The 25,088-nt window shown below is 73.6% G+C and carries 22 protein-coding genes; 14 read left to right on the top strand and 8 right to left on the bottom strand.

Going from position 1 to position 25,088, the window contains the following annotated elements:
* Positions 1-36 precede the first annotated feature (36 nt).
* Positions 37-648: a nucleoside triphosphate pyrophosphatase gene (locus Sm713_RS04150; RefSeq protein ID WP_212908318.1), complete on the top strand. Its 612-nt coding sequence runs from the start codon at positions 37-39 to the stop codon at positions 646-648.
* On the opposite strand, the gene Sm713_RS04145 is transcribed toward Sm713_RS04150, so the two are convergent.
* Positions 629-1,114: a hypothetical protein gene (locus Sm713_RS04145; protein ID WP_249416073.1), complete on the bottom strand. Its 486-nt coding sequence runs from the start codon at positions 1,112-1,114 to the stop codon at positions 629-631. The genes Sm713_RS04150 and Sm713_RS04145 overlap by 20 nt on opposite strands.
* A gap of 695 nt (positions 1,115-1,809) precedes the next feature.
* On the opposite strand from Sm713_RS04145, the gene Sm713_RS04140 reads away from it, so the two are divergent.
* Both Sm713_RS04140 and Sm713_RS04135 read left to right on the top strand, forming a co-directional pair.
* The gene (locus Sm713_RS04140) at positions 1,810-3,591 is read left to right on the top strand and encodes a biotin carboxylase N-terminal domain-containing protein (protein WP_212908317.1); all 1,782 of its coding nucleotides are present in this window, start codon (positions 1,810-1,812) and stop codon (positions 3,589-3,591) included.
* Positions 3,592-4,032: 441 nt separating this feature from the next.
* Entirely contained in the window at positions 4,033-4,554 is a 522-nt protein-coding gene (locus Sm713_RS04135) for a TetR/AcrR family transcriptional regulator (RefSeq protein WP_249416511.1), read from the top strand.
* A 599-nt stretch (positions 4,555-5,153) separates the two neighbouring features.
* Here the strand turns inward: Sm713_RS04135 and Sm713_RS04130 are convergent.
* Complete coding sequence (locus Sm713_RS04130; protein ID WP_212908316.1) at positions 5,154-6,125, bottom strand: DeoR/GlpR family DNA-binding transcription regulator; 972 nt, start codon at positions 6,123-6,125, stop codon at positions 5,154-5,156.
* Between the two features lie 245 nt (positions 6,126-6,370).
* The gene (locus Sm713_RS04125) at positions 6,371-7,819 is read right to left on the bottom strand and encodes an NAD(P)H-quinone dehydrogenase (RefSeq protein ID WP_212908315.1); all 1,449 of its coding nucleotides are present in this window, start codon (positions 7,817-7,819) and stop codon (positions 6,371-6,373) included.
* 433 nt (positions 7,820-8,252) lie between these two features.
* On the opposite strand from Sm713_RS04125, the gene Sm713_RS04120 reads away from it, so the two are divergent.
* The 3 genes from Sm713_RS04120 (at position 8,253) to Sm713_RS04110 (ending at position 12,000) form a co-directional block, all read left to right on the top strand.
* Entirely contained in the window at positions 8,253-8,690 is a 438-nt protein-coding gene (locus Sm713_RS04120; RefSeq protein WP_212908314.1) for a gamma-glutamylcyclotransferase, read from the top strand.
* Between the two features lie 393 nt (positions 8,691-9,083).
* Positions 9,084-9,908: a purine-nucleoside phosphorylase gene (locus Sm713_RS04115; RefSeq protein WP_212908313.1), complete on the top strand. Its 825-nt coding sequence runs from the start codon at positions 9,084-9,086 to the stop codon at positions 9,906-9,908.
* Positions 9,909-10,266: 358 nt separating this feature from the next.
* A complete protein-coding gene (locus Sm713_RS04110; RefSeq protein ID WP_212908312.1) occupies positions 10,267-12,000 on the top strand; it encodes a phospho-sugar mutase in 1,734 nt (577 codons plus the stop codon).
* Positions 12,001-12,152: 152 nt separating this feature from the next.
* On the opposite strand, the gene Sm713_RS04105 is transcribed toward Sm713_RS04110, so the two are convergent.
* Entirely contained in the window at positions 12,153-12,299 is a 147-nt protein-coding gene (locus Sm713_RS04105) for a hypothetical protein (protein ID WP_212908311.1), read from the bottom strand.
* A 74-nt stretch (positions 12,300-12,373) separates the two neighbouring features.
* Entirely contained in the window at positions 12,374-12,901 is a 528-nt protein-coding gene (locus Sm713_RS04100; RefSeq protein WP_212908310.1) for a GNAT family N-acetyltransferase, read from the bottom strand.
* Positions 12,902-13,057: 156 nt separating this feature from the next.
* Between Sm713_RS04100 and Sm713_RS04095 the strand changes: the two genes are divergently transcribed.
* A complete protein-coding gene (locus Sm713_RS04095) occupies positions 13,058-13,579 on the top strand; it encodes a hypothetical protein (RefSeq protein WP_212908309.1) in 522 nt (173 codons plus the stop codon).
* Between the two features lie 102 nt (positions 13,580-13,681).
* Here Sm713_RS04095 and Sm713_RS04090 read toward each other — a convergent pair whose 3' ends face one another.
* Together Sm713_RS04090 and Sm713_RS40110 are read right to left on the bottom strand one after the other, a co-directional pair.
* Complete coding sequence (locus Sm713_RS04090; RefSeq protein WP_212908308.1) at positions 13,682-14,428, bottom strand: hypothetical protein; 747 nt, start codon at positions 14,426-14,428, stop codon at positions 13,682-13,684.
* A 236-nt stretch (positions 14,429-14,664) separates the two neighbouring features.
* Positions 14,665-15,576 carry a PH domain-containing protein gene (locus Sm713_RS40110; RefSeq protein WP_308293146.1) on the bottom strand — a complete coding sequence of 304 codons (912 nt, stop codon included), beginning with the start codon at positions 15,574-15,576 and terminating at the stop codon, positions 14,665-14,667.
* 446 nt (positions 15,577-16,022) lie between these two features.
* Here Sm713_RS40110 and deoC point away from each other — a divergent pair, with 446 nt between their 5' ends.
* From deoC to Sm713_RS04065, 4 genes are all read left to right on the top strand, one after another.
* A complete protein-coding gene (deoC, locus tag Sm713_RS04080) occupies positions 16,023-17,021 on the top strand; it encodes a deoxyribose-phosphate aldolase (protein ID WP_212908306.1) in 999 nt (332 codons plus the stop codon).
* A 254-nt stretch (positions 17,022-17,275) separates the two neighbouring features.
* Complete coding sequence (locus Sm713_RS04075) at positions 17,276-18,703, top strand: aldehyde dehydrogenase family protein (protein WP_212911767.1); 1,428 nt, start codon at positions 17,276-17,278, stop codon at positions 18,701-18,703.
* On the top strand, positions 18,696-19,667 hold the full coding sequence (locus Sm713_RS04070; protein WP_212908305.1) for an aldehyde dehydrogenase family protein: 972 nt from the start codon (positions 18,696-18,698) through the stop codon (positions 19,665-19,667). The genes Sm713_RS04075 and Sm713_RS04070 overlap by 8 nt, the downstream gene beginning before the upstream one ends.
* A gap of 149 nt (positions 19,668-19,816) precedes the next feature.
* Entirely contained in the window at positions 19,817-20,449 is a 633-nt protein-coding gene (locus tag Sm713_RS04065; RefSeq protein WP_212908304.1) for a uridine kinase, read from the top strand.
* A 155-nt stretch (positions 20,450-20,604) separates the two neighbouring features.
* Here the strand turns inward: Sm713_RS04065 and Sm713_RS04060 are convergent, their stop codons facing one another.
* Positions 20,605-21,396 carry a SigE family RNA polymerase sigma factor gene (locus Sm713_RS04060; protein ID WP_212908303.1) on the bottom strand — a complete coding sequence of 264 codons (792 nt, stop codon included), beginning with the start codon at positions 21,394-21,396 and terminating at the stop codon, positions 20,605-20,607.
* A 388-nt stretch (positions 21,397-21,784) separates the two neighbouring features.
* Here Sm713_RS04060 and afsQ1 point away from each other — a divergent pair, with 388 nt between their 5' ends.
* The 3 genes from afsQ1 to Sm713_RS04045 are packed head-to-tail and all read left to right on the top strand — an operon-like array spanning position 21,785 to position 24,941.
* The gene (gene afsQ1, locus Sm713_RS04055; protein WP_212908302.1) at positions 21,785-22,462 is read left to right on the top strand and encodes a two-component system response regulator AfsQ1; all 678 of its coding nucleotides are present in this window, start codon (positions 21,785-21,787) and stop codon (positions 22,460-22,462) included.
* On the top strand, positions 22,459-24,297 hold the full coding sequence (locus tag Sm713_RS04050) for a sensor histidine kinase (RefSeq protein WP_374195956.1): 1,839 nt from the start codon (positions 22,459-22,461) through the stop codon (positions 24,295-24,297). Before afsQ1 ends, Sm713_RS04050 begins: the two co-directional genes overlap by 4 nt.
* Positions 24,294-24,941 carry a hypothetical protein gene (locus Sm713_RS04045; protein ID WP_249416071.1) on the top strand — a complete coding sequence of 216 codons (648 nt, stop codon included), beginning with the start codon at positions 24,294-24,296 and terminating at the stop codon, positions 24,939-24,941. Before Sm713_RS04050 ends, Sm713_RS04045 begins: the two co-directional genes overlap by 4 nt.
* Positions 24,942-25,088: the final 147 nt, after the last annotated feature.

Raw genomic sequence — 25,088 nt, 5'->3', positions numbered from 1 at the left:
CGCACCGGACCACCCGGCGCCGATACGCTGGCCGGCATGACGAACCCGCACCGCCGCCTGGTCCTCGCCTCCCAGTCCCCGGCCCGGCTCGGCCTGCTCCGCCAGGCGGGCCTGGCCCCCGACGTGATCGTCAGCGGGGTCGACGAGGACGCGGTCTCCGCCCCCACCCCCGCCGACCTGGCCCTCGCCCTGGCCGAGGCCAAGGCGTCCGTGGTCGCCGCGCGCCCCGAGGTGACCAGGAGCGACGCCCTGGTGGTCGGCTGCGACTCGGTGCTGGACCTGGACGGGCAGGCACTCGGCAAGCCCGCGGACGCCGAGGAGGCGACGGCCCGCTGGAAGGCGATGCGCGGCCGCACCGGCACGCTCCAGACCGGCCACTGCGTCTACGACGCCGGCAGCGGCCGGCACGCCTCCGCCGTGGCCTCCACGGTGGTGCACTTCGGCGAGCCGACCGACGCGGAGGTCGCGGCCTACGTGGCCTCCGGCGAGCCGCTGAACGTCGCGGGCGCGTTCACGCTGGACGGCCGCTCGGCGCCGTTCATCGAGGGCATCGAGGGCGACCACGGCAACGTCATCGGGATCAGCCTGCCGCTGCTGCGCCGGCTGCTCGGCGAACTGGGCGTGGGAATCACGGACTTGTGGGCGTAGCCCCGCCGGACCTCTTCAGCCACCCGGGGCGCTTCAGCCAGCCCGGCCGCCACGGCCGGTCCGCGCCGTTCTCGTCGTAGGCGATGAGGGTGAGCACGAGCAGGCCCAGGACCACCATCATCAGGAGGAACGCGAGCCAGCCGACCAGGCCCACCGCGAAGGCGCCCAGCAGGCCGTGCACCACCGCGGCGCTGATCAGCAGGATCCGCCAGAAGCCGGTCGGGCCCCGGTCGCGGGCGAAGGCGCGCAGCAGGACGGCGGCGTTCAGCAGCAGGTAGAGGCCGACGACCACGCCGGCGATCCAGGTGGAGACGGTCATCGCGTGGGGGGCGAGCCCCGCCAGGGACATGTCCTGGCGGTCCACCACCAGGCCGAGGAACCAGTTCAGCAACGCGATGCCGACCGCCTCCAGAACGAGCACGATCGCCGCCACCAGCGCCACCGGTCTGCGTGCCACGGCGCCCACCCACTTTCGCTACCGTCACCACATCAGGGGGGTACCTCCCGAGGACCGAGAGCCGGCAGGGAGAGGCCCAGAACACCGCGCAGGCTACTAACGGGTACACCCACCGGCAAGGCCGGGGTCCCCCCTTTCCCGGTGATCGCAGGGTGATCGCCCGGTGATCACTCGGTGCTCGCCCCGCAGCTCCCCGCGATGCCTCCTCCGGCGCTGCGCCACGCCCGGGCGCGGGTCGCCGCACCGCAGACGGCGCGGACTTCCCTGACAGCTTCCTGCAGAGGGTGCCCCACCCCACCCCCGCACGGGTGGACACTGGGCTGGACGCCGTCGACAGAAAACCCGAGTGCCGTAGTAGGGAATCCACAAAGAAACCCGATCAGCCGCAGCACGCTTTCACAGAGACCCCGCCCCCGTCCGGCGGCTAGAGTTCCCTACTGGGAGCCTCCATACCAGGCGGGACAAGGGATTTCGTGGCTGGGAGGACGGGCGCCGCGCGCTCCGTGTGGGCAACCTCACCTACGGGGGCGGGTCGAAAGCCCGTGTCGGCAGTCCCTAAAATCAGGATGTTCCAGCGACGTCTTCGGCACGATGATCCGCCGGCCACCCGCTCGGGTGCACCGGGCCGGGGGTCTGGGGGAAGTAACCCCAGTGACGGGGGTCCGGGGGTGTACCCCGGAACACAGAGCAAGGAGGGAGCCATCGTGCGCAAGGTGCTGATCGCCAACCGTGGCGAGATCGCGGTCCGCGTGGCCCGGGCATGCCGGGACGCGGGGATCACGAGCGTGGCCGTCTACGCCGATCCGGACCGCGACGCAGTCCACGTCCGCACCGCCGACGAGGCCTTCGCCCTGGGGGGCGACACCCCCGCCACCAGCTACCTGGACATCACCAAAGTCCTCCAGGCCGCCAAGGACTCCGAAGCCGACGCCATCCACCCCGGCTACGGCTTCCTCTCCGAGAACGCCGAATTCGCCCAAGCCGTCCTCGACGCCGGACTCACCTGGATCGGCCCACCCCCCACCGCCATCCGCGACCTCGGCGACAAGGTCGCCGCCCGCCACATCGCCCAACGCGCCGGCGCACCCCTGGTCGCCGGCACCCCCGACCCCGTCACCGGCGCCGACGAAGTCGTCGCCTTCGCCAAGGAACACGGCCTGCCCATCGCCATCAAAGCCGCCTTCGGCGGCGGCGGCCGCGGCCTGAAAGTCGCCCGCACCCTCGACGAAGTCCCCCACCTGTACGAATCAGCCGTCCGCGAAGCCGTCGCCGCCTTCGGCCGCGGCGAATGCTTCGTCGAGCGCTACCTCGACCAACCCCGCCACGTCGAAACCCAATGCCTGGCCGACACCCACGGCAACGTCATCGTCGTCTCCACCCGCGACTGCTCCCTGCAACGCCGCCACCAGAAACTGGTGGAAGAGGCACCGGCACCCTTCCTCACCGAGGAGCAGACCCACCAGCTCTACACCGCCTCCAAAGCCATCCTCAAAGAAGCCGGATACGTCGGCGCCGGCACCGTCGAATTCCTCGTCGGCAACGACGGCACCATCTCCTTCCTGGAAGTCAACACCCGCCTCCAGGTCGAACACCCCGTCACCGAAGAAGTCACCGGCATCGACCTGGTCCGCGAGATGTTCCGCATCGCCGACGGCGAACCCCTCGGCTACACCGACCCGCCCATGCGCGGACACTCCATCGAATTCCGCATCAACGGCGAGGACCCCGGCCGCGGCTTTCTGCCCGCCCCCGGCACCGTCACCACCTTCACCCCGCCCTCCGGCCCCGGCGTCCGCCTGGACGCCGGCGTCGAATCCGGCAGCGTCATCGGCCCCGCCTGGGACTCCCTGCTCGCCAAACTCATCGTCACCGGCGCCACCCGCCAGCAGGCCCTGCAACGCGCCGCACGCGCCCTGGACGAGTTCCGCGTCGAAGGCATGGCCACCGCCCTGCCCTTCCACCGCGCCGTCGTCCGCGACCCCGCCTTCGGCCCCGAACTCACCGGCTCCACCGACCCCTTCACCATCCACACCCGGTGGATCGAGACCGGCTTCGTCAACGAGATCAAACCCTTCACCGCACCCGTGGACACCGCCGAGGCCGCCGACGAGGCGGATACCGGCCGCGAAACCGTCGTCGTCGAGGTCAGCGGCAAGCGCCTGGAAGTCTCGCTACCCGCCAGCCTGGGCATGACACTCGCCCGCACCGGCCTGGCCGCCGGCGCACGCCCCAAACGACGCGCCGTACGCAAATCCGGACCCGCCGCCTCCGGCGACACCCTCGCCTCCCCCATGCAAGGCACCATCGTCAAGGTCGCCGTCGAGGAAGGCCAGGAAGTCAAGGAAGGCGACCTCGTCGTCGTCCTCGAAGCCATGAAGATGGAACAACCCCTCAACGCCCACCGCTCCGGCACCATCAAGGGCCTCACCGCCGAAGTCGGCGCCTCCCTCACCTCCGGCGCCATCATCTGCGAGATCAAGGACTGAACCGGAGGGATCGGGTGTCCGCCCGGTCCGCAGGTGCTGCCGGGGCCCGGCCGAGCCACGCTCGGCCGGGCCCCGCGCCGTTGCGGGGCAGGCCATGGGCGGATCCCGCGTCCGCGCGCCGGGTTCGGCGATGGCCACGTGGCGGAGCCGGCTCGCCCGTTACCGTGGAAGCCCACATGCCCCCTGCGGGCGGGCGCTTCCGGGCCGCCTCGGGTGCCGTCGCGCGTGTCCCCTACCCCGACCACCCATGAGGACCCCAGCGTGAGCAATCAGGTCCGCGAGCAGGACGCCGGTCAAGGCGCCACCGCGCGCATCCCCCCGGCCCCCGGCACCCCCGCGGGGCGGCCGGCGGGATCCGGTAGCGGGTCCGGTCCCCGGCCCGGTTCCGGTCTCGGGCGGCACGGCCCCAAGCGGGCCGACGCCCGCCGCAACTACCAGAGGCTGCTGGCCGCGGCCCGGGTCGCGTTCGCCGAGCACGGCACGGACACGCCGCTGGAGGACGTCGCGCGGCGTGCGGGTGTCGGCATCGGCACGCTGTACCGGCATTTTCCCAACCGGCACGCGCTGATGAGCGCCGTCTTCGAGGACGCGGTCGCCGATCTGCTGGTGCGCTCGCGTGCGCTGCTGGACGCGCCTCAGCCGTGCCGGGCGCTGGTCGCCTGGCTGCGCGACATCATCACGCACGCGAGCGAGTACCGGGGGCTGTCGCACGCGCTGATGTCGGCCTCGCACGACGACAGTTCGGCGCTGCGGCGGTGCAGCAATCCGATGCGGTCGGCCGGTCAGGCGCTGCTGGTGCGGGCGCAGCAGGCTGGTGCGGTGCACCAGGACGTGTCCATAGGTGATCTCCTCCAGCTCACCAATGCGATCGCGCTGGCGGCGGAGGAGACTCCCGATGATCCGGGGCTTGCCGACCGGCTGCTGGGGCTGACGTTGCGGGGGCTGACCACGTCGGCGCCCTGAGCGGTGCCCTGACGGGCACGGCTACCCGGGGCGTGGTCCTCGCCCACCGGTGTGTGGCCCCACGGCCTTCGCCAGCCCCCTCCGGGCAGTGGCGATCTGCCGGTTCGTCGTGGCTGTTCGCGCAGTTCCCCGCGCCCCTGAGGGCGCAGCGATGCACCTTGGCCGTAAGCGGCGCTCTTCACACCGTGCGCGTGCAGCCTGCCCACCGGCCGGTGGCCGCCCGGCCCTCGCCCCCTCCGGGCAGTGGCGATCTGCCGGTTCGTCGTGGCTGTTCGCGCAGTTCCCCGCGCCCCTGAAGGCGCAGCGATGCACCTTGGCCGTAAGCGGCGCTCTTCACACCGTGCGCGTGCAGCCTGCCCACCGGCCGGTGGCCGCCCGGCCCTCGCCCCCTCCGGGCAGTGGCGATCTGCCGGTTCGTCGTGGCTGTTCGCGCAGTTCCCCGCGCCCCTGAGGGCGCAGCGATGCACCTTGGCTCCTGGATCGGGGCCTGTACCTTCTGCCCGTCATGGAGGGCACGTCTCGGGCGGGAGGGTCCGGGCTCGCGGAGGGGGGCCACGGCCCCGGGGCCGGCCGGCGCTCGCGCGGCCGGCCCCGGGCCGTCAGCGGCGCCGTAGATCCGCCACCCGTGCCCGCTCGCCGCCCGGCGGCTCCCCGCCGACGACGGGCGGAGCGCTGCGCAGCGGAGAGCCGGAGCCCGGCACCTGGCGGCGCGGGCCGGGCAGGGAGACGTCGCGCCGGGGCGGACGGGCCGCGGCGGACGGCGGAGGAGCCGGTGAGGGGTCGGACTGGGCGCCGCCCGCGACGGTGATCTGCACGCCCTGGTCGGCCAGCGCCTGGAGTTCCGTCGCGGCACGGTCGTCGTGCGGGGGCGGGTCGTCGGTGACCAGGCGGGTGATCACATCCGTCGGCACGGTCTGGAACATGGTGTCCGTGCCGAGCTTGGTGTGGTCGGCGAGGACCACGACCTCGGCCGCGGCCTGCACCAGCGCACGGTCGACGCTCGCGGAGAGCATGTTCGACGTGGACAGGCCGCGCTCGGCGGTCAGCCCGCTGCCGGACAGGAACGCCCGCGACACCCTGAGGCCCTGGAGGGACTGCTCCGCGCCGCTGCCCACCAGCGCGTAGTTGGAACCGCGAAGGGTGCCTCCGGTCATCACGACCTCGACGCGGTTGGCGTGCGCGAGGGCCTGCGCCACCAGCAGGGAGTTGGTGACGACGGTCAGGCCGGGCACCCGGGCGAGTCTGCGGGCCAGCTCCTGGGTGGTGGTGCCGGCGCCCACCACGATGGCCTCGCCCTCGTCGACCAGGCCCGCGGCGAGATCGGCGATGGCCGTCTTCTCGGCGGTGGCCAGATGCGACTTCTGGGGGAACCCGGACTCGCGGGTGAACCCGCCGGGCAGGACGGCGCCGCCGTGCCGGCGGTCGAGCAGCCCCTCGGCCTCCAGGGCGCGCACATCCCGCCGAACGGTCACTTCGGAGGTCTGGACGACACGGGCGAGCTCCCGGAGCGACACTGCTCCATTGGCCCGGACCATTTCAAGAATCAATTGGCGACGTTCTGCAGCGAACACGAAACTGACAGTAACCCGGCGACCGTCTGCTTTCAGCAGTTTCCGCCGAATAACAGAAGTTGTTCGCAACCTGCACTACGGAGTGGTATAAGCACCCGGCACATTCACATCACCGACACCCGGGCCCCAGCGCCGGCGGCTATAGGCGCCCGATGGCCCACCCGGCGATCCCGACCGGCTCCGTGCTCCGCGTGGTCCGGTCCGGGTCCACGTGGGCCAATCGGCCGAGCCGTGGACGCCTGGCGTCAGCCGCCGTCCCCCGTCTTCCGGGTGTGCAGCTGCCGGGCCACCTCGGCGATCGACCCGGACAGCGACGGGTAGACGGTGAAGGCGTTGGCTATCTGTTCGACCGTCAGATTGTTGTCCACCGCGAGCGAGATCGGGTGGATCAGCTCCGAGGCACGCGGCGCGACGACCACTCCCCCGACCACGATGCCCGTGCCCGGCCGGCAGAAGATCTTGACGAAGCCGTCCCTGATGCCCTGCATCTTCGCGCGGGGGTTGCGCAGCAGCGGGAGCTTGACGGACCGGGCGTCGATCCGGCCGGCGTCGACGTCGGCCTGCGTGTAGCCGACCGTGGCGATCTCGGGGTCGGTGAAGACGTTCGACGAGACGGTCTTCAGGTTGAGCGGCGCGACCGCGTCGCCCAGGAAGTGGTACATGGCGATCCGGCCCTGCATCGCGGCGACCGAGGCGAGCGCGAAGACGCCGGTGACGTCGCCCGCGGCGTAGACGCCGGGCGCGGAGGTGCGGGAGACCTTGTCGGTCCAGACGTGCCCGGACTCCTCCAGGCGGACCCCGGACTCCTCCAGGCCCATCCCCGAGGTGTTGGGCACGGCGCCGACGGCCATCAGGCAGTGCGTGCCGGAGATCACCCGGCCGTCCTGGAGCGTGACCTCGACCCGGTCGCCCACCCGCTTGGCGGACTGCGCGCGGGAGCGGGCCATCACGTTCATGCCGCGGCGCCGGAAGACGTCCTCCAGGACCGCGGCGGCGTCCGGGTCCTCACCGGGCAGCACGCGGTCGCGGCTGGAGACCAGCGTGACCCGGGAGCCCAGCGCCTGGTACGCGCCGGCGAACTCGGCGCCGGTGACGCCGGAGCCGACCACGATCAGCTCCTGGGGAAGCTCCTCCAGGTCGTACACCTGGGTCCAGTTCAGGATGCGCTCGCCGTCCGGACGGGCGTCCGGCAGCTCGCGGGGGTGGCCGCCGGTGGCGATCAGCACGGCGTCCGCGTGCAGGGTCTCCTCCGTGCCGTCGGCCACCCGGACGACCACCCGGCGCGAGCCGTCGGTGGCCTGCTGCCCGTCGAGCCGCGCGTGCCCGCGCTTGACGCGTGCGCCGGCGCGCGTGACCGCCGCCGCGATGTCGTGCGACTGGGCGAGCGCCAGGCGCTTCACCCGGCGGTTGACCTTGCCGAGGTCCACTCCGACGACCCGCGCCGCCTGCTCCATGGGCGGGGTGTCGTCGGCGACGATGATCCCCAGCTCCTCGTAGGAGGAGTCGAAGGTGGTCATCACCTCGGCGGTCGCGATCAGGGTCTTCGAGGGCACGCAGTCCGTGAGCACGGAGGCACCGCCGAGGCCGTCGCAGTCGACCACGGTCACCTCCGCGCCGAGCTGCGCGGCCACCAGGGCCGCCTCGTATCCGCCGGGTCCGCCACCGATGATCACGATCCGAGTCACGCTCCCCATTGTTCCGCACTCCCCCTCGCGTCTCGCCCCGGGGCCCGTTCCCGGGCCCTCCGCCGGCTCGCTCAGGGGCCGCCGGGCGGGCCGGACCACGCCTCGCCCGGCGGCCCACCGTGCCTCACCTGGGACGGCACCACGCCTCACCTCGGACGGCACCGTGACCCACCGCGGAGGCCGCGCCCGGATACCGTCGCACGCCGGCCACGGACAACGTCGGGTGCGGCCCTGGACACCGTCGGGTACCGCCCCGAGAACGGCCGGGTATTGCCTCACATACCGCCGGTACCGTCCCGGATGCACCCTGGTGCCGTCCCTGATGCAACCGGGTGCCGTCCCGCATGCGACCGGGTGCCGCCCGCCTCCGGCGGGGGCCTCGCCGGAACGGCCCATCTCCCGCGCGGCGGTCGCGTCGCCCCGCTGCCGTACTCTCATCGCTATGTCGCTCTACGCCGCGTACGCGGGCAACCTCGATGCGCGGCTGATGTCCCGCCGCGCTCCGCACTCACCGATGCGCGCCACCGGCTGGCTGAACGGCTGGCGGATGACCTTCGGGGGCGAGCACATGGGCTGGGAGGGAGCGCTGGCCACCATCGTGGAGTCCCCGGAGTGCCAGGTCTTCGTGGCGCTCTACGACATCGCGCCGCCGGACGAGGACTCGATGGACCGCTGGGAGGGCGTCGGGCTCGACATATACCGCCGCACCAGGATCCGCGTGCACACGCTGGACGGCGAGGAATCGGCCTGGACGTACGTGCTCAACGGCTACGAGGGCGGCCTGCCCTCGGCCCGCTACCTGGGCGAGATCGCGGAGGCCGCGGAGTCGGCGGGGGCGCCGTACGACTACGTGATGGAGCTGCGGAAGCGGCCCTGCTGAGGCCGCGTCCAGCCGATGTCCGGGGTGCCCCCGCCTGGACGCCCGCCCTCGGAGTGGCGCGGGGAGACTCCGCGTGCACCCCTGATCGGGGCGCAGCCCCCGTCCCCGAGGGGCGCGGGGCTGTATCGATATGCGGCTCCGCCGCGCGGGCGCGAGCAACCGGCCACGGGCCTGTGATCCGGACACGACAGAACCAGCCCCTCCCGGCCGGTGGCGACCTACAGGTCACGTCGTGGCTGGTCGCTCCCCCACTGCCTTGAGGGCGTGGGAGGTACCCCCACCCCGCGCCCCTGAGGTGGGCCGGGGTTACCCGGCGTCAACGGTGCCCCGGAACCGGAAAGCGGCCCCTGCGATGTCTACGCGCGTAGGCCCCGACCGGCTACCCTCAACCACGTGAACGCATCTCTTCTCCCAGACGACATCCAGGGCGACCCCCACGCCGCCGCCGACGCCGCCGCCACGCGCCTGCGTGGTCTGACCGGTGCCGACACCCACGACGTCGCCCTAGTGATGGGCTCTGGATGGGCTCCGGCGGTCGACGGACTCGGCACCGCCGAGCACGAGTTCGCCGTCACCGACCTGCCTGGCTTCCCGCCGCCGGCGGTCGAGGGGCACGTCGGCAAGGTCCGCTCCTACCGCATCGGTGAGAAGCGGGCCCTGGTCTTCCTGGGCAGAACTCACTACTACGAGGGCCGCGGCGTCGCGTCGGTGGCGCACGGCGTGCGGACCGCCGCGGCGTCCGGCTGCAAGACCGTCGTCCTGACGAACGGGTGCGGGGGGCTGCGCGAGGGCATGTACCCGGGCCAGCCGGTCCTGATCAGCGACCACCTCAACCTCACGGCAGCCTCGCCCATCGTCGGCGCCAACTTCGTCGACCTCACCGACCTGTACTCCCCGCGTCTGCGCGCGCTCTGCAAGGAGGTCGACCCCTCGCTGGCGGAAGGCGTGTACGCGCAGTTCCCGGGGCCGCACTACGAGACCCCCGCCGAGGTGCGGATGGCGCGCGCGATCGGCGCCGATCTGGTCGGGATGTCGACCGCACTCGAAGCGATCGCCGCGCGCGAGGCGGGCGTCGAGGTGCTGGGCATCTCGCTGGTCACCAACCTGGCCGCGGGGATGACCGGGGAGCCCCTGAACCACGAGGAGGTCCTGCAGGCCGGACAGGACGCCGCCGCGCGGATGGGGGAACTGCTGGCGCAGGTGCTGCCCCGCATCTGAGGCCCGCCCGGCGATCCGCCGGGCTGGGGCCCGTCGGACAACCCGCCAGGCTGAGGCCCGTCGGACAACCCGCCGGGCTGAGGCCCGTGGGGCGATCCGCCGAGCTGAGCAGTCCGGCAACTCCCGCCGGGCTCGCGGCTCTTCCGATGCGCAGCGGCGTGGGGCAGTGCCCGCGGTACCGCCCCACGCCGGGTCCTCGCCCGGGGCGCCCCAGGCCACCCCCCTGCGCGCTTCCCCCGGGCCCCCGGGCCCGCCCCGGCCGCGACCCGAACCGCCGCGTACGGCACCCTGCGTGTGCCGGACGGACCTCGTCGGAGACGCGAGACGCTCACCGACACGAACGAGAGGCTGAGAACTGGTGCAGGACGAACTCATCGCACGGGCCGAGGCCTGGCTTGCCGAGGACCCGGACCCGGCCACCCGTGACGAGCTGGCCGCGCTGATCCGGGCGGGGGAACGCAAGGAACTTGAGGCCCGGTTCGCGGGCACGCTCCAGTTCGGCACCGCCGGGCTCCGCGGCGAGCTGGGCGCGGGCCCGACGCGGATGAACCGCGCGGTGGTGATCCGCGCGGCGGCCGGCCTGGCCCGCTACCTGATCGCGCGGCAGCCGGACGGCACGAGCGGCCTGGTCGTGGTCGGCTACGACGCCCGGCACATGTCGGCCGAGTTCGCCCGTGACACCGCGGCCGTGCTGACCGGCGCCGGGCTGCGCGCCGCGGTGCTGCCGCGCCCGCTGCCCACGCCGGTCCTCGCGTTCGCCATCCGGCACCTGGGCGCCGTCGCCGGGGTGGAGGTCACCGCCAGCCACAACCCGCCCCGGGACAACGGCTACAAGGTCTACCTGGGCGACGGCGCCCAGATCGCGCCCCCCGTGGACGGCGAGATCGCGGCCGAGATCGCCGCGGTCGGCGCGCTGGCGGACGTGCCGCGCCCGGACGGCGGGTGGCAGGCGCTCGGCGACGACGTCCTCCAGGCGTACCTGGACCGGGCTGCCACCGTGCCGGCCGAGGGCTCCCCGCGAACCGCCCGCGTCGTCTACACGCCGATGCACGGCGTCGGCAGGGACACCCTGCTGGCCGCCTTCGAGCGGGCCGGCTTCCCCGCGCCGGTGCTGGTCGCCGAACAGGCGGACCCCGACCCCGACTTCCCCACCGTCGCGTTCCCCAACCCGGAGGAGCCCGGCGCGATGGACCTCGCCTTCGCCACCGCGCGCTCCCTGGCGTCCGGACCGGACGGTTCCGGCGCCCCCGATCTGATCATCGCCAACGACCCCGACGCGGACCGCTGTGCCGTGGCGGTGCCCGACGCCTCCGCCGCGGCCGGCTGGCGCATGCTCCGCGGCGACGAGGTGGGCGCCCTCCTCGCGGCCCACCTGGTCCGGCGGGGCGGCGGTGCGGCGTCCGGGGCCGGGGGCGCCCGGGACACCTTCGCCGCCTCCATCGTCTCGTCGTCGCTGCTCGGCCGGATCGCCGCGGCTGCCGGCCTGCGCCACGAGGAGACGCTCACCGGCTTCAAGTGGATCTCGCGGGTGTCCGGCCTGCGCTACGGCTACGAGGAGGCGCTCGGTTACTGCGTCGACCCCGGGGGCGTCCGCGACAAGGACGGCATCACCGCGGCGCTGCTGGTCGCCGAGCTGGCCTCGGGGCTGAAGGAGGAGGGCAGGACGCTGGACGACCTGCTGGACGACCTGGCCGTCGAGCACGGCCTGCACGCGACCGACCAGCTCTCGGTGCGCGTCGACGACCTCGCCGTCATCGCCGACGCCATGCGGCGGCTGCGCGAGCGGCCCCCGGCGACTCTCGCCGGGCTGCCCGTCAGCACCGCCGAGGACCTCTCGGAGGGCACGGCGGCCCTGCCGCCCACGGACGGCCTGCGCTACACCCTGGTGGCCCCCGACGGCTCCTGCCGGGCCCGCGTCGTCGTCCGCCCCAGCGGCACGGAGCCCAAGCTCAAGTGCTACCTGGAGGTGATCGTGCCGACGGGTTCCCGCACCAGGCTCGCCGCTGCACGCGCCACGGCGGACGAACGCCTCGCCGCACTCAAGCACGACCTGTCCGCGGCGGCGGGCCTGCCGTCGTCCGCAGGGAACTGACCGGAGGAGGCTGACCCGGGGCCGCCCCCCGGGTCACCGGTCAGGCAGAAAGGGTGGACGCGACCTGAACTTGTCTCCGTACATGCCGACCCGGCGCGTGCATTCCCGAGGGAGCCGGGGCCCCACGACGGTGGATCGGTTCGAAGGGAAACTCACCGAGCCGCGACCGGCAAGCTCGCCCAGCCGTGGCCGCTGGACGCCTGCTCCTCCCAGCCCAGGCCCTTTTGGAACCGGCGCAGCCGCGGTAGATCGCGGGCGCCGAGCGTCACGGCGGACAGGCGGGAGGGCACGGCGGACATGACCACGATCATGCACCCGATACTGGCCAACCACCGGCAAACAGACCGACGTCCGCTTTCGAGACACCCCCTGGTTACTCGCTCAGAACCCGCTCCCACAGCAGCGCGTCCCGCCAGCTCCCGTCGAGGTGGATCGAGGAGTGCGCGACGCCGTACGGGGTGAACGCGTTGCGTCGCAGCACCCGCTGCGACGGCAGATTCTCCAGATTCGTGGACGCCTCGGCGCGGTGCAAGCCTAGTTCGTCCGTCATGACCCGGAGTACCAGCGCGACGGCTTGCCCGGCGTGCCCTTGATTCTGGGCGACGGTGGCGATCCAGTATCCGACGGAGCCGCGGCGCAGGTGCGGCTGCGGCAGGATGCCTCCGACCGTGACCTGCCCGATCAGCTGGTCGTCGGCGAGCACCACGCCCGGCCAGACCGCGCCGGCCCGGTATCCGGCCAGCAGCCTGTCGATCCGCTCCGCCTGGCCCTCCGGGGTGAAGAAGCCGGCCGGCTGGTCCGGTTCCCACGGTCGGAAGGCCTCCACGTCCCGCACCCGATGCGCGGCGATCGGGGCGGCGTCGGCGGGCTCTATCAGACGGATCCTGGTGCTGCTGCGCATGGGCTGATCCTTGTCGCGGCGCGTCGCATGAGACGGCCAGCCTATGCAGGGGCCCCCGCGTCGCCGCACCCGACGCCCGCCGGGACTGCCCAGGCAGGCGCCGCGACGGCCTTCTCCCACACGTACCGCGCGGCGGCGGCGCTCGCATGGTCTGCGATGACCTCGAACCAGCGGACGGTCCCCTGGAATCCGGCCAGGGGACCGCCTCGCTCATCGCCTGACGAGTGGCCGCTCGGCGAGGCTCGGATGCTGCCCTACGGGCAAACCGCCCCGTCCGGGTCCGCGCTGCCGCTCGGCGTGAGCTCGGGCGTCTCGCTGGGCGTCGCGGAGGGGGACGGCGTGTCCGACGGGCAGGACGGGGACGGGGACGGAGACGACGACTCCCCCGTGCTGGGGCTCTCGCTGGGCTCGCTCGGCGTTCCGGTGCTTCCGGAACCGTTGTCTCCGGAACCCGTGTTGCCGGAGCCCGGCGCGTCGCTGGGGGTCGCACTCGGTGAGCTGTGGGTGGGCGACGCCGTCGGGCTCTGCGTCGGCCCGGACGGCGAGGCGGTGTGCGTCGGGCGGGATGACGCGCTGTGCGTCGGGTGCGGCGCGGAACTGGGGTTGGCGGCGGGCCTCGTGCCGCCGTCCTGTGACCCCGAGCCTGGCGCGGTACCGCCGGCGCCGCTCCCGCGGTGACACTTCGCTACAGCGAACGACCGTAGTGGCAAGGGCCTCGAAGGCACCCGCCCTGACCCTCTCCGCGGGGCGAAGGCCCGGTGAACACTCCCGGGAGGGCCTTCACATCCGCATCAGGTAGCTGAACCCGGTGTCCGGCCCCACGCACGACTGGAGGGTGAGGTCGCCCCAGTACAGTCCCGCGGCGGGAACGCCGCGGCCGGGGGCGATGTACGTGGAGTACACGCGGTACCTCCATGTCCCGCGGGTGGTCTCCAGCGTGACGGTGCTGCCGACGGGCATGGCCCCGAACTGCGCGAAGCCGCAGAAGTCGTGGCCGACGATCACGGTCGTGCGCATCCGGTAACCGTTCTCGGTACCGATGTCGGGTCCGGCCCACTGCACCGCGTCCTGGCAGGCGTCCACCTCCTCCTGGCCGCCCCGGATGACCGCGGCGCTCCAGCCGCCGATCCGCAGGACGGCCCGGCCGGGCGCGGGCTTCAGGGCCGGTGGCACGGGCTTGCCGGCGGTCGCCGAGCCCCTGAACGGCGTGGCGCGTACGGGCCCGGGCGGGGCGGTACGGGACAGGTCGGGGCCCCTGGTGCGCCCGGTGCCGGCCGCCCCTGCCGCCGGGCCGCCGGCCTCCGGCTCACCGGCCGCCGGGGACGCGGTGGCGGGAGACGGCGCGCCGGACGGTCCGGGTGCGGGCGATGTGGTGGCCCCCCGGCCGGGCCGGCGTACCGGTGGCGCCCCGCGGGCCGCACCCGCGCGCGGCGGCTCCGGCGCGACGTCCGAGGCGGGCCCGAGGTCCGTGGCCCGCGCCCCTGGCCCGGCCGCCGCGCCGGAGCCGCCGGGCGCGCACGCGGCCACCAGCGCGAGGACCGCGCCCGCCAGTACCGCCCCGAGCGCACGCCGGGAGCGCCTGCCGCCTTCCCTGGGCCCCTTCGCCGGGCCTCCCCCGGCCCCCCTCGTCGCCAGGCCTCCTCCAGGCCGGAAGATCCCGAAACAACCGAACACCCCGCCCGGAGGGGCAGCCCCCGGCACGGGCCCACTCCACGGACACGGGCGACCCCGGATAGGGGCTCACCGGGCGGCGCGACCACCCGTCACCCGATGCCGAGCAGCACCGCCAACAACACAAGCCCCGCGACGGCAGGCGCGATCACCTCGTACGCCCACCTGACCTCGGCCCCGCCCTGCGCAGCAGCCCCCTGCGCAGCAGCACCCCCCGGGGCACCCCCCTCCGCAAGCTCACGCAGATCATCCATGCTCCGGTCACCCCGGGCCCGCGTCGAATCTCCCTCACCGGCCCGAGGCTGCGCCACCTCCGCGGTACCCCCGCCGAACGCACCGCCGAGCCCCCGGGCGCGCCCACCTCCGAAGACGCCCCCACCACCGCGGGGCTCCCCCGCGGTGGCCCGCACCTGCGCACGCCCCGCCTTCTTGCGGGCACGCAGCGACACGGGAATGGCCCACAACTGGTACTTGACGCCGGCCTGGTCCAGCACCTCGTTCGTGTAGCCGGAGCGCAGCGCCGAGACGGCGGCCCAGGGAAGCGTGATGATCCGGAAGGGGTTGCGGACCCGCAGCCGTTCCTCGTTCGCGAACACCGCGGGACGCAGCGTGTACGCCGAGACCAGCGGCACGAGCAGCAGCATCGTGGCCAGCGCCAGCCAGGGCGTGTGGCCCTTCCCGCGGATCAGCGCGTCGACGCCCAGCCACACGACCAGCGCCAGCAGGAGGACGCCGCCGGCCATCCCGCCGCCGGAGCGGAACACGCGGTCCGGCGAGGACGGCCGCTCGGGCTCGGCCGCCGGCCGGGCGGGATCGGGCACCCCGCCCACGGATGCCTCACCCTCCACCGCCTCGCCCTCGACCTCGGGGGCCTCATCCGCCGGACCGCCGGGCTCGCCGCCGGGACCGTCACCGCCGGTCAGGGGTTCGGCCTCGCCGCGGGCCGGGGCTTCGGCCTCCCCGCCGTCCGGGCCACCGGACTCCCCGCCACGGGCCCCCGGCACGGAACCATCCCCGCCACGGGGCCCCGGCACGGAACCGTCCCCGTCGCGAGCCGCCGGCACGGAACCGCCCGCACCCCGCGCACCACCCCCCGGCACGTCACGCGCCCCCGCGCCGTGCGCCCCCGCGTCCTGCTCCTCCACCCCGCGGGCATCCGCGTCGCGCGCGTCATCCGCACGCGACGCACCGTCTTCCTGCTCTGCACGCCGCGGTCCGGGATCGGAGGTCGTCATACCGCGATTCTGCCTGACACCCGCCACCCGCCTGAATCACGCCAGGGTCACGCCCCCATCACGCCTCATGTGCACGATCGGCACCCGAACCGGGCCCGCCCCGTGACCGAGCCGCCCGATATCGCCCCCATAGCCCCGGAATCGGCTCCCCGGCGGCCCCCGAAGCCGCTCCCCTGTACCGCCGCTACGCGTGTAGATATGCTCCCCTCGTGACCATGTCGACCACCGCACACGACGCGCCGGCCGCCGCCCCGCCCGTGCCGGCCTCCGCGCTCCCGCCCGCCCCGTTCACCGACGCCACCGCGTCCAACCGCGCCCTGACCCGCTTCCTGCACGGCCTGCCCGGGGTGGACCCGGTCGGCCTGGAGGCGCGTGCCGCGGCGCTCGGCACCCGGTCGATCAAGACGACGGCCAAGGCGTACGCCATCGACCTGGCCATCTCCATGATCGATCTGACCACTCTGGAGGGTGCGGACACCCCGGGCAAGGTCCGCTCGCTGGGTGCGAAGGGCGCGAACCCGGACCCCACCGACCGCTCGACCCCGCGGGTCGCCGCCCTCTGCGTGTACCCGGACATGGTGGCCACCGCCAAGGAGGCCGTCGCCGGCACCGGCATCAACGTCGCCTCCGTCGCCACCGCCTTCCCCGCGGGCCGCGCCGCACTGGACGTCAAGCTGGCGGACGTGCGCTCCGCGGTCAGCGCGGGCGCCGACGAGGTCGACATGGTCATCGACCGCGGCGCCTTCCTGGCCGGGGACTACCTGAAGGTGTACGACGAGATCCGCGCCGTGAAGGAGGCGAGCGGCGCCGCCCGCCTGAAGGTCATCTTCGAGACCGGCGAGCTGTCCACGTACGACAACATCCGCCGCGCCTCCTGGCTCGGCATGCTCGCGGGCGCCGACTTCATCAAGACCTCCACCGGCAAGGTCGCGGTGAACGCCACCCCGTCGAACACCCTGCTGATGCTCCAGGCCGTGCGTGACTTCCGGGCGCAGACCGGGGTACAGGTCGGCGTGAAGCCGGCCGGCGGGATCCGCACGTCCAAGGACGCGATCAAGTTCCTGGTGCTGGTGAACGAGACCGCCGGCGAGGACTGGCTGCACCCCCACTGGTTCCGTTTCGGCGCGTCCTCGCTGCTGAACGACCTGCTGATGCAGCGCCAGAAGCTGAGGACCGGACGGTACTCCGGCCCCGACTACGTGACGGTGGACTGAGACTCATGACCACGAACCACGCGAAGGGCCCGCAGGACGGGACCCGCCGCCCGGACAAGGCGGGCCGTCCCGACAAGGCCGGCCGTCCAGACGCGACCGGCCGTCCCGACGAGGCGAGCCGTCCCGCTCCCACCGGGACCGAAACCGGAACCGCCACCGCAACCGCGGCGGGGCACGCCACCGAACCGGGCGTGTCCGCACCGAACGCGACCCCGGATGCCCGCGCCTCCCGCGCCGGCGCGACCCCGTCCCCGATGTTCGCCTACGCCCCCGCACCCGAGTCCCGCGGACACGTCGACATCGCGCCCTCCTACGGCCTGTTCATCGACGGCGAGTTCACGGACGCCGCGGACGGCCGGGTCTTCAAGACGGTCAGCCCGGCGACGGAGGAGGTGCTCTCCGAGGTCGCGCAGGCCGGCGCCGCGGACGTGGAGCGCGCGGTGCGGGCCGCCCGGGCGGCGTTCCCGGGCTGGTCCGGGCTGCCGGGCGCCGAGCGGGCCAAGTACCTGTTCCGGATCGCCCGGATCATCCAGGAGCGCGCGCGGGAGCTGGCCGTCCTGGAGACGCTGGACAACGGCAAGCCGATCCGGGAGACCCGCGACGCGGACCTGCCGCTGGTCGCCGCGCACTTCTTCTACTACGCCGGCTGGGCGGACAAGCTGCCGCACGCCGGCTTCGGGCAGAACCCGCGCCCGCTGGGCGTGGCGGGGCAGGTCATCCCGTGGAACTTCCCGCTGCTCATGCTGGCCTGGAAGATCGCCCCGGCGCTGGCCACCGGCAACACGGTGGTCCTGAAGCCGGCCGAGACCACCCCGCTGTCCGCGCTGTTCTTCGCGGGCGTCTGCCGCCAGGCGGGCCTGCCGAAGGGCGTGGTCAACATCCTGCCCGGCTACGGCGACGCGGGCGCGGCGCTCGTCGCGCACCCGGACGTGAACAAGGTCGCGTTCACCGGCTCGACCGCGGTCGGCAAGGAGATCGCCCGGACGGTCGCGGGCACCGGCAAGAAGCTCACGCTGGAGCTGGGCGGCAAGGGCGCCAACATCGTCTTCGACGACGCACCCGTGGACCAGGCGGTGGAGGGCATCGTCGGCGGCATCTTCTTCAACCAGGGCCAGGTCTGCTGCGCGGGCTCCCGGCTGCTGGTGCAGGAGTCGATCGCGGACGAGCTGCTCGACTCCCTCAAGCGCCGGCTGGCGACGCTGCGGCTCGGCGACCCGCTGGACAAGAACACCGACATCGGGGCGATCAACTCCGCCGAGCAGCTGGCCCGGATCACCAGGCTCGCCGAGACCGGCGAGGCCGAGGGCGCCGAGCGGTGGACGGCGCCGTGCGAACTCCCCTCGTCCGGCTACTGGTTCGCGCCCACGCTCTTCACGAACGTCAGCCAAGCGCACACCGTCGCCCGTGACGAGATCTTCGGCCCGGTGCTCTCGGTGCTGACGTTCCGCACCCCCGACGAGGCCGTCGCCAAGGCCAACAACAGCCAGTACGGCCTGTCGGCGGGCATCTGGACGGAGAAGGGTTCCCGGATCCTGGCCGTCGCGAACAAGCTGCGGGCGGGCGTCGTCTGGTCCAACACGTTCAACAAGTTCGATCCGACCTCGCCGTTCGGCGGCTACAAGGAGTCGGGTTTCGGCCGCGAGGGCGGCCGGCACGGTCTGGAGGCCTACCTCGATGTCTGAGCCGTCAGCGACGCCGACGACCCCGGAGACCCCAGCGACTCCAGCGGCCCCAGCGGCCTCAGCCGGGGCGCGCCTGGGCGTCCTCAAGACCTACAAGCTGTACGTCGGGGGGAAGTTCCCCCGCAGTGAGAGCGGCCGGGTGTACGAGGTGACCGACTCCAGGGGCGGCTGGCTGGCGAACGCGCCGCGGGCCTCGCGCAAGGACGCCAGGGACGCGGTGGTGGCGGCCCGCAAGGCGTTCGGCGGCTGGTCGGGCGCGACGGCGTACAACCGCGGCCAGATCCTGTACCGCGTCGCGGAGATGCTGGAGGGCCGCCGCGAGCAGTTCGTGCGCGAGGTGGCCGACGCCGAGGGCCTGCCGGGCGCCGAAGCGGCCGCCCAGGTGGACGCCGCGATCGACCGCTGGGTCTGGTACGCGGGCTGGACCGACAAGATCGCCCAGGTGGTCGGCGGCGGTAACCCGGTCGCGGGCCCGTACTTCAACCTCTCCACGCCGGAGCCCACGGGCGTGGTGGCCGTGCTCGCCCCGCAGCGCTCTGCGCTCCTCGGCCTGGTGTCCGTGCTGGCACCTGTGATCGCCACGGGCAACACCGCCGTGCTGGTCGCCAGCGAGCACGCCCCGCTGCCCGCCCTGTCGCTCGCCGAGGTGCTGGCCACCTCGGACCTGCCCGGCGGTGTCGTGAACGTCCTGTCCGGCCGGACGGCGGAGATCGCCGCGCCGCTCGCCGCGCACCAGGACGTCAACGCCATCGACCTGACGGGCGCGGACGCGGGCCTGGCCAAGGAGTTGGAGACGGCGGCCGCGGACAACCTCAAGCGGGTCCTGCGTCCACAGCCTGTGGACGGCCCCGACGGACACGGCTGGACCGCCGACCCCGGCACCGGCCGCCTGACGGCCTTCCTGGAGACCAAGACGGTCTGGCACCCGACGGGCGCGCTCGGAGTCTCGGGCAGCTCGTACTGACCCCCGACGCCCCGGCGCCCCCGGCCCGCCCGGGGGCGCCCCGGACGAACGCCGCGCCCGCCGTCGCCCCGGTGCACCGCGCGATGACACCACCCGGGCACGGCGCGCGGGTTCGGCCTGGCGGCCTTCATGGCGCACACTGGACTCTCGTGACCCCGAATCCCCCGATACCCGCCCGGGTCGTGCTGCTGTGCGGCCCTTCGGGCTCAGGAAAGTCATCGCTCGCCGCGCGGAGCGGCCTGCCCGTGCTCTGCCTCGACGACTTCTACAAGGAGGGGCACGACCCGACGCTGCCGCAGGTGCCGGGCTCGCCGGACGTCGACTGGGACTCGCCCGCGTCCTGGGACGCCCGGGTGGCCGTCGCCGCGGTCGAGGAGCTGTGCCGCACCGGGCGCACCCGGCTGCCGGTGTACGACATCGCGAGCAGCGCCCGGGTGGGGACGAGGACGCTCGACCTCGCGGGCGCCCCGCTGTTCGTCGCGGAGGGCGTGTTCGCGGCGGAGGTCCTGGACGCGTGCCGTGAACTCGGGGTGCTCGCCGACGCGCTCTGCCTGCGCGGCCGGCCGTCGACCACGTTCCGGCGCCGGCTGCTGCGGGACCTCAGGGAGGGCCGGAAGTCCACGGCGTTCCTGCTGCGCCGCGGCTGGCGGCTGATGCGCGCCGAGCGCTCCATCGTGACCCGCCAGACGGCCCTGGGCGCCCACCCGTGCGGCACCACGGAGGCCGTGGCCCGGCTGACGGCCGCGGCGGCGGACGGTGACGTGCGGACGGCGTCGGCGTAGGCGAGCCGGCAGCCCCCTGACAGCACGCGGGACCGGACGGCCCCCCCGGCCCTCCGGTCCCGCGCTTCCCCCTGGTGTTGCCTTCCCCCGCTGCCCCGTGGTTCCGATGAACCCCGGGGACTTCCCGTGCGGTCCCGCCGCTCCCCCGCGGGCCCTCAGGCGACCAGCTCGCCGAAGGACTCCTCCTGGTCCCGGCCGAAGCTCAGGACCTCGTCCTCGCGGAGGCGGCGCAGCGACCGCCAGATGCTGGACTTCACCGTGCCGACGCTGATGCCGAGGATGTCCGCGATCTCCGGGTCCGTACGGCCCTCGTAGTAGCGCAGGACCAGCATGGTGCGCTGGAGTTCGGGCAGCCGCGCCAGCGCCTGCCAGAGCACCGCGCGCAGTTCCGTGCCGCGCATCGCGTCCGTGTCGCCCGGGGTCTCGGGCAGCTCCTCGGTCGGGTACTCGTTGAGCTTGCGCCGCCGCCAGGCGCTGATGTGCAGGTTGGTCATGGTGCGGCGCAGGTAGCCGCCGACCGCGGCCTTGTCGCTGATCCTGTCCCAGGCCCTGTACGTCGAGAACAGCGCGCTCTGCAACAGGTCCTCGGCCTCGAAGCGGTCACCGGTCAGGTGGTAGGCGGTCGCGTACAGGGAGGCACGGCGCTCCTGGACGTAGGCGGTGAACGCCGCCTCGGCGTCCGAGGCCGTGGAGGTCCCCGCGTCGGGGCTCCGCTCCCCCGCGTCCTGCCCGTACGCGGCCGCTTCCTGGACCTGGGCCGCCATGGGGGCCCTGTTCTCGTACGCGTCAACCACCGTCATGCACCCGGTGTGCTGACGCCCGGCGCCGCGAGCGCACCCCCGCCCGCCCACGGCACCGGACTTCTCGTGCTTTCCGCCGGGCCGCGGCACTGCATCGTGCAAACGCGTCACGACCGCGCTCGTGGCGGTGCTGTGCAGCGTGTTCATCTCGCGCCCCCCGTCGGTGGAGTTCCGGTCTCTTGCGATGTCCAAAAGACTGCCTGTGCCACTTCATGGCGGTGTCCGCCGACTGTCACAGGCCTGTCACAGGCGAGGGTGGATGACACGGACTTCCGAGGACAGCCGATATGCGGGATTAAAGGGTATGAAAGGGAAATAGTTGGATGTATGACTATGTTCGCTAACTAACCTTCATTCAAGCGCCAAAAGACCGCATAACTGACCGATCCGGCTCCTCCGCGCGGATCTTGTGAACGCCCCGGGCGGTCGCGTTCCCGCAGGTGAGAGACGTGTGAGAGACGTTTCATGGGTGGGTCGTGGGTGGGAGTGGGACAACAGTCGAAACGCCGGGGCCCTATACGTCAGAATGACGCCTGTGCCTTCCCTGTTGCTGATCGAGGATGACGACGCCATCCGCACGGCCCTGGAGCTGTCGCTGACGCGCCAGGGACACCGTGTGGCCACCGCTGCCACCGGCGAGGACGGCCTGAACCTGCTGCGCGAGCAGCGGCCGGATCTCATCGTGCTGGACGTGATGCTGCCCGGGATCGACGGCTTCGAGGTGTGCCGGCGCATCCGGCGCACCGACCAGCTCCCGATCATCCTGCTGACGGCCCGCAGCGACGACATCGACGTCGTCGTGGGCCTGGAGTCGGGCGCCGACGACTACGTCGTCAAGCCGGTGCAGGGCCGGGTGCTCGACGCCCGGATCCGGGCGGTGCTGCGGCGCGGCGAGCGGGAGGCGAACGACTCGGCGACGTTCGGGAGCCTCGTCATCGACCGTGCCGCGATGACGGTCACCAAGAACGGCGAGGACCTCCAGCTCACCCCGACCGAGCTGCGCCTGCTGCTGGAGCTGAGCCGCCGGCCCGGCCAGGCGCTCTCCCGCCAGCAGTTGCTGCGGCTTGTCTGGGAGCACGACTACCTGGGCGACTCGCGCCTGGTCGACGCCTGCGTGCAGCGGCTGCGCGCCAAGGTGGAGGACGTACCGTCCTCGCCCACCCTGATCCGCACGGTCCGCGGCGTCGGCTACCGGCTGGACACGCCTCAGTGACCGATCTGCACGACCGGGCCCCGGCCGCCGGCGAGGCCGGGCAGGACTCTCCCAGGGACCGGGACGACACACGGCGGCGGAAGGGGTTCCGTGCCTTCCGTTCCCGCCGCACGCGGCGCCGCAGCACCAGCCTGCGGCTGCGGCTCGTCGTCGTCTTCGGCCTGGTGGCGCTCACCGCCGCGGTCTCGGCGTCCGGCATCGCGTACTGGCTGAACCGCGAGGCGGTGCTCACCCGCACCCAGGACGCCGCGCTCAGCGATTTCCAGCAGGAGATGCAGACCCGCGCCGCCGTCCTGCGGCCCGACGCGACGCAGGACGAGCTCCAGCACACCGCGGGCCTGATGGCCGACACGAACCAGCACTTCAGCGTGCTGCTGGTCGGCGAGGACGACCGCGGCCGGCAGCTCGTGGGCGACTCCGACCTGGACGGCTTCACGCTCCGGGACGTGCCCAAGTCGCTGCGCGACGCCGTGAACCAGCAGCAGGCGCTCGGCTCGCACAACTCGTACCCGTACCACATGTACTGGCAGCGGATCGTGCTGCACGACACCCCGTACCTGGTCGGCGGCGCCAAGGTGATCGGCGGCGGGCCCACCGGGTACGCGTTCAAGTCCCTGGAGCCGGAGGCCAAGGACCTCGACTCGCTGGCCTGGTCGCTGGGGATCGCCACCGCCCTCGCGCTGGTCGTCGCCGCGCTGCTCGCGCAGGCCGCCGCGACGACCGTGCTCAAGCCCGTGCACCGGCTCGGGGTCGCCGCCCGCCACCTCGGCGAGGGCAAGCTCGACACCCGGCTGCGGGTGTCCGGCACCGACGAGCTGGCGGAGCTGTCGCGGACGTTCAACAGCACCGCCGAGGCCCTGGAGAAGCGCGTCGCGGACATGAGCGCGCGGGACGAGGCCTCGCGCCGCTTCGTCGCCGACATGTCCCACGAGCTGCGCACCCCGCTGACCGCGATCACCGCCGTCACGGAGGTGCTGGAGGAGGAGCTGGACGCCGAGAGCGGCGGCATCGACCCGATGATCGAGCCGGCGGTCCGGCTGGTCGTCAGCGAGACCCGGCGGCTGAACAACCTCGTGGAGAACCTGATGGAGGTCACCCGCTTCGACGCGGGCACCGCCCGTCTGGTGCTGGACGACGTCGACATCGCCGACCAGATCACCGCCTGCATCGACGCCCGCGCGTGGCTGGACGCCGTCGAGCTGGACGCGGAGCGCGGCGTCGTCGCCCGGCTCGACCCGCGCCGCCTCGACGTGATCCTCGCCAACCTGATCGGCAACGCCCTCAAGCACGGCGGGTCCCCGGTGCGGGTCTCGGTGCGCACCGAGCGGTGCCCGGCCGGCGAGCGCCCCGGGGACGCCGGGCGGTACGGCGGCGAGCGGCGGGACGCCGCGATCTCCCGCGGCGGCGACGAGGACGGCACGGGGCACGCGCGCAGCGCGGAGGACGTCGTCATCGCGGTGCGCGACCACGGGCCCGGCATCCCGGAGGAGGTCCTGCCGCACGTCTTCGACCGGTTCTACAAGGCCAGCGCCTCCCGGCCGCGCTCGGACGGCAGCGGGCTCGGCCTGTCCATCGCCCTGGAGAACGCGCACATCCACGGCGGCGGGATCACGGCGCGCAACACCCCCGAGGGCGGCGCCGTCTTCACCCTGCGCCTGCCGCGCTACACGATCACGCCGGAGGCTCCGGAGGGCGCGCGGGACAGCGGCGGGGAGCACGGGCCCGGCGAGGGCACAGGCGAACGCGACGGCGGCGGTGGCGCCGGCCCCGCGGAGCAAGGCGGGTCCGGCGCGCCGGACCCGGCACGGGGGGACACCGAAGGGGGCAGCCGATGAGGGCGGGCCGCACCGGCCGGCTGCACGGCCTGACGCGCATCCACAGGCACTGCGGCCGGGTCGCGGTGGGCACGCTGGCGCTGCTCGCGCTGCTGACCGGCTGCGGCATCCGGGCCACCGAGGTGCCCACGGACTTCGGCCCCGCGCCGTCCCGGGCGCCGTGCTCGGTGTCGGGGCAGGGCATGACGGCGGAGAGCGCGCAGGGCATCCCCGTCCAGGTCTTCCTGGTGTGCAGCTCGCAGCTCGTGACGGTGGACCGCAGCGTGCGGATCCCTTCGGCGGTGGCCGACGACCGGGTACGGGTGGCGCAGGCACTCCTCGGCGAGCTGGCGAAGCGGCCGCCGACCCCGGAGCGGCAGGCCGGCTACACGACGGACGTCCGGGGCGGGACGGCCGTCACCGGCGGCCGCAAGGGCGACCCCGGCGCGGCGCTGCGGCTCGGCACGCCGCCCGACGAGCTGACGTCGTACGCGCTGGCCCAGATCGTGTGCACCCTGGCGAACTCCGCGGCGGCGGCGGACGACGGAACCGTCTTCCTCGGCGGGCCCGGCCGCGCCCCCGTCAAGCGGTACACGTGCACGCCGGAGGTCCGCTCACGCCCCGGCGCCACGACGCCGCCCTCGACACCGGCTCCGGGCCGCTGACGCGCCCTACGGGGCGCAGACTTCCGGGTCACCCCGGCCCGGCCAGGGGCGCGGGGGCGCAGCCCCACGCAAGGCCCCACCCCTGAGGTGGGCCGGGCCGCAGCGCGCGAAGCCCCACCCCGGAGGGGGCCAGGGCGCACCCCCACG

The organism is Streptomyces sp. TS71-3, assembly GCF_018327685.1.
Classification (GTDB): Bacteria; Actinomycetota; Actinomycetes; order Streptomycetales; family Streptomycetaceae; genus Streptomyces.
This window is presented reverse-complemented; position numbering and strand designations above follow the sequence as displayed.

Bases quoted from the DNA above. Each gene is read 5' to 3' on its own strand.
- deoC (WP_212908306.1), top strand. From the start codon at position 16,023: ATGTCGACCACCGCACACGACGCGCCGGCCGCCGCCCCGCCCGTGCCG.
- Sm713_RS04120 (WP_212908314.1), top strand. From the start codon at position 8,253: ATGTCGCTCTACGCCGCGTACGCGGGCAACCTCGATGCGCGGCTGATG.
- Sm713_RS04125 (WP_212908315.1), bottom strand. From the start codon at position 7,819: ATGGGGAGCGTGACTCGGATCGTGATCATCGGTGGCGGACCCGGCGGA.
- Sm713_RS04045 (WP_249416071.1), top strand. From the start codon at position 24,294: ATGAGGGCGGGCCGCACCGGCCGGCTGCACGGCCTGACGCGCATCCAC.
- Sm713_RS04105 (WP_212908311.1), bottom strand. From the start codon at position 12,299: ATGTCCGCCGTGCCCTCCCGCCTGTCCGCCGTGACGCTCGGCGCCCGC.
- Sm713_RS04095 (WP_212908309.1), top strand. From the start codon at position 13,058: ATGACCTCGAACCAGCGGACGGTCCCCTGGAATCCGGCCAGGGGACCG.
- Sm713_RS04075 (WP_212911767.1), top strand. From the start codon at position 17,276: ATGTTCGCCTACGCCCCCGCACCCGAGTCCCGCGGACACGTCGACATC.
- Sm713_RS04100 (WP_212908310.1), bottom strand. From the start codon at position 12,901: ATGCGCAGCAGCACCAGGATCCGTCTGATAGAGCCCGCCGACGCCGCC.
- Sm713_RS04070 (WP_212908305.1), top strand. From the start codon at position 18,696: ATGTCTGAGCCGTCAGCGACGCCGACGACCCCGGAGACCCCAGCGACT.
- Sm713_RS04060 (WP_212908303.1), bottom strand. From the start codon at position 21,396: ATGAACACGCTGCACAGCACCGCCACGAGCGCGGTCGTGACGCGTTTG.
- Sm713_RS04150 (WP_212908318.1), top strand. From the start codon at position 37: ATGACGAACCCGCACCGCCGCCTGGTCCTCGCCTCCCAGTCCCCGGCC.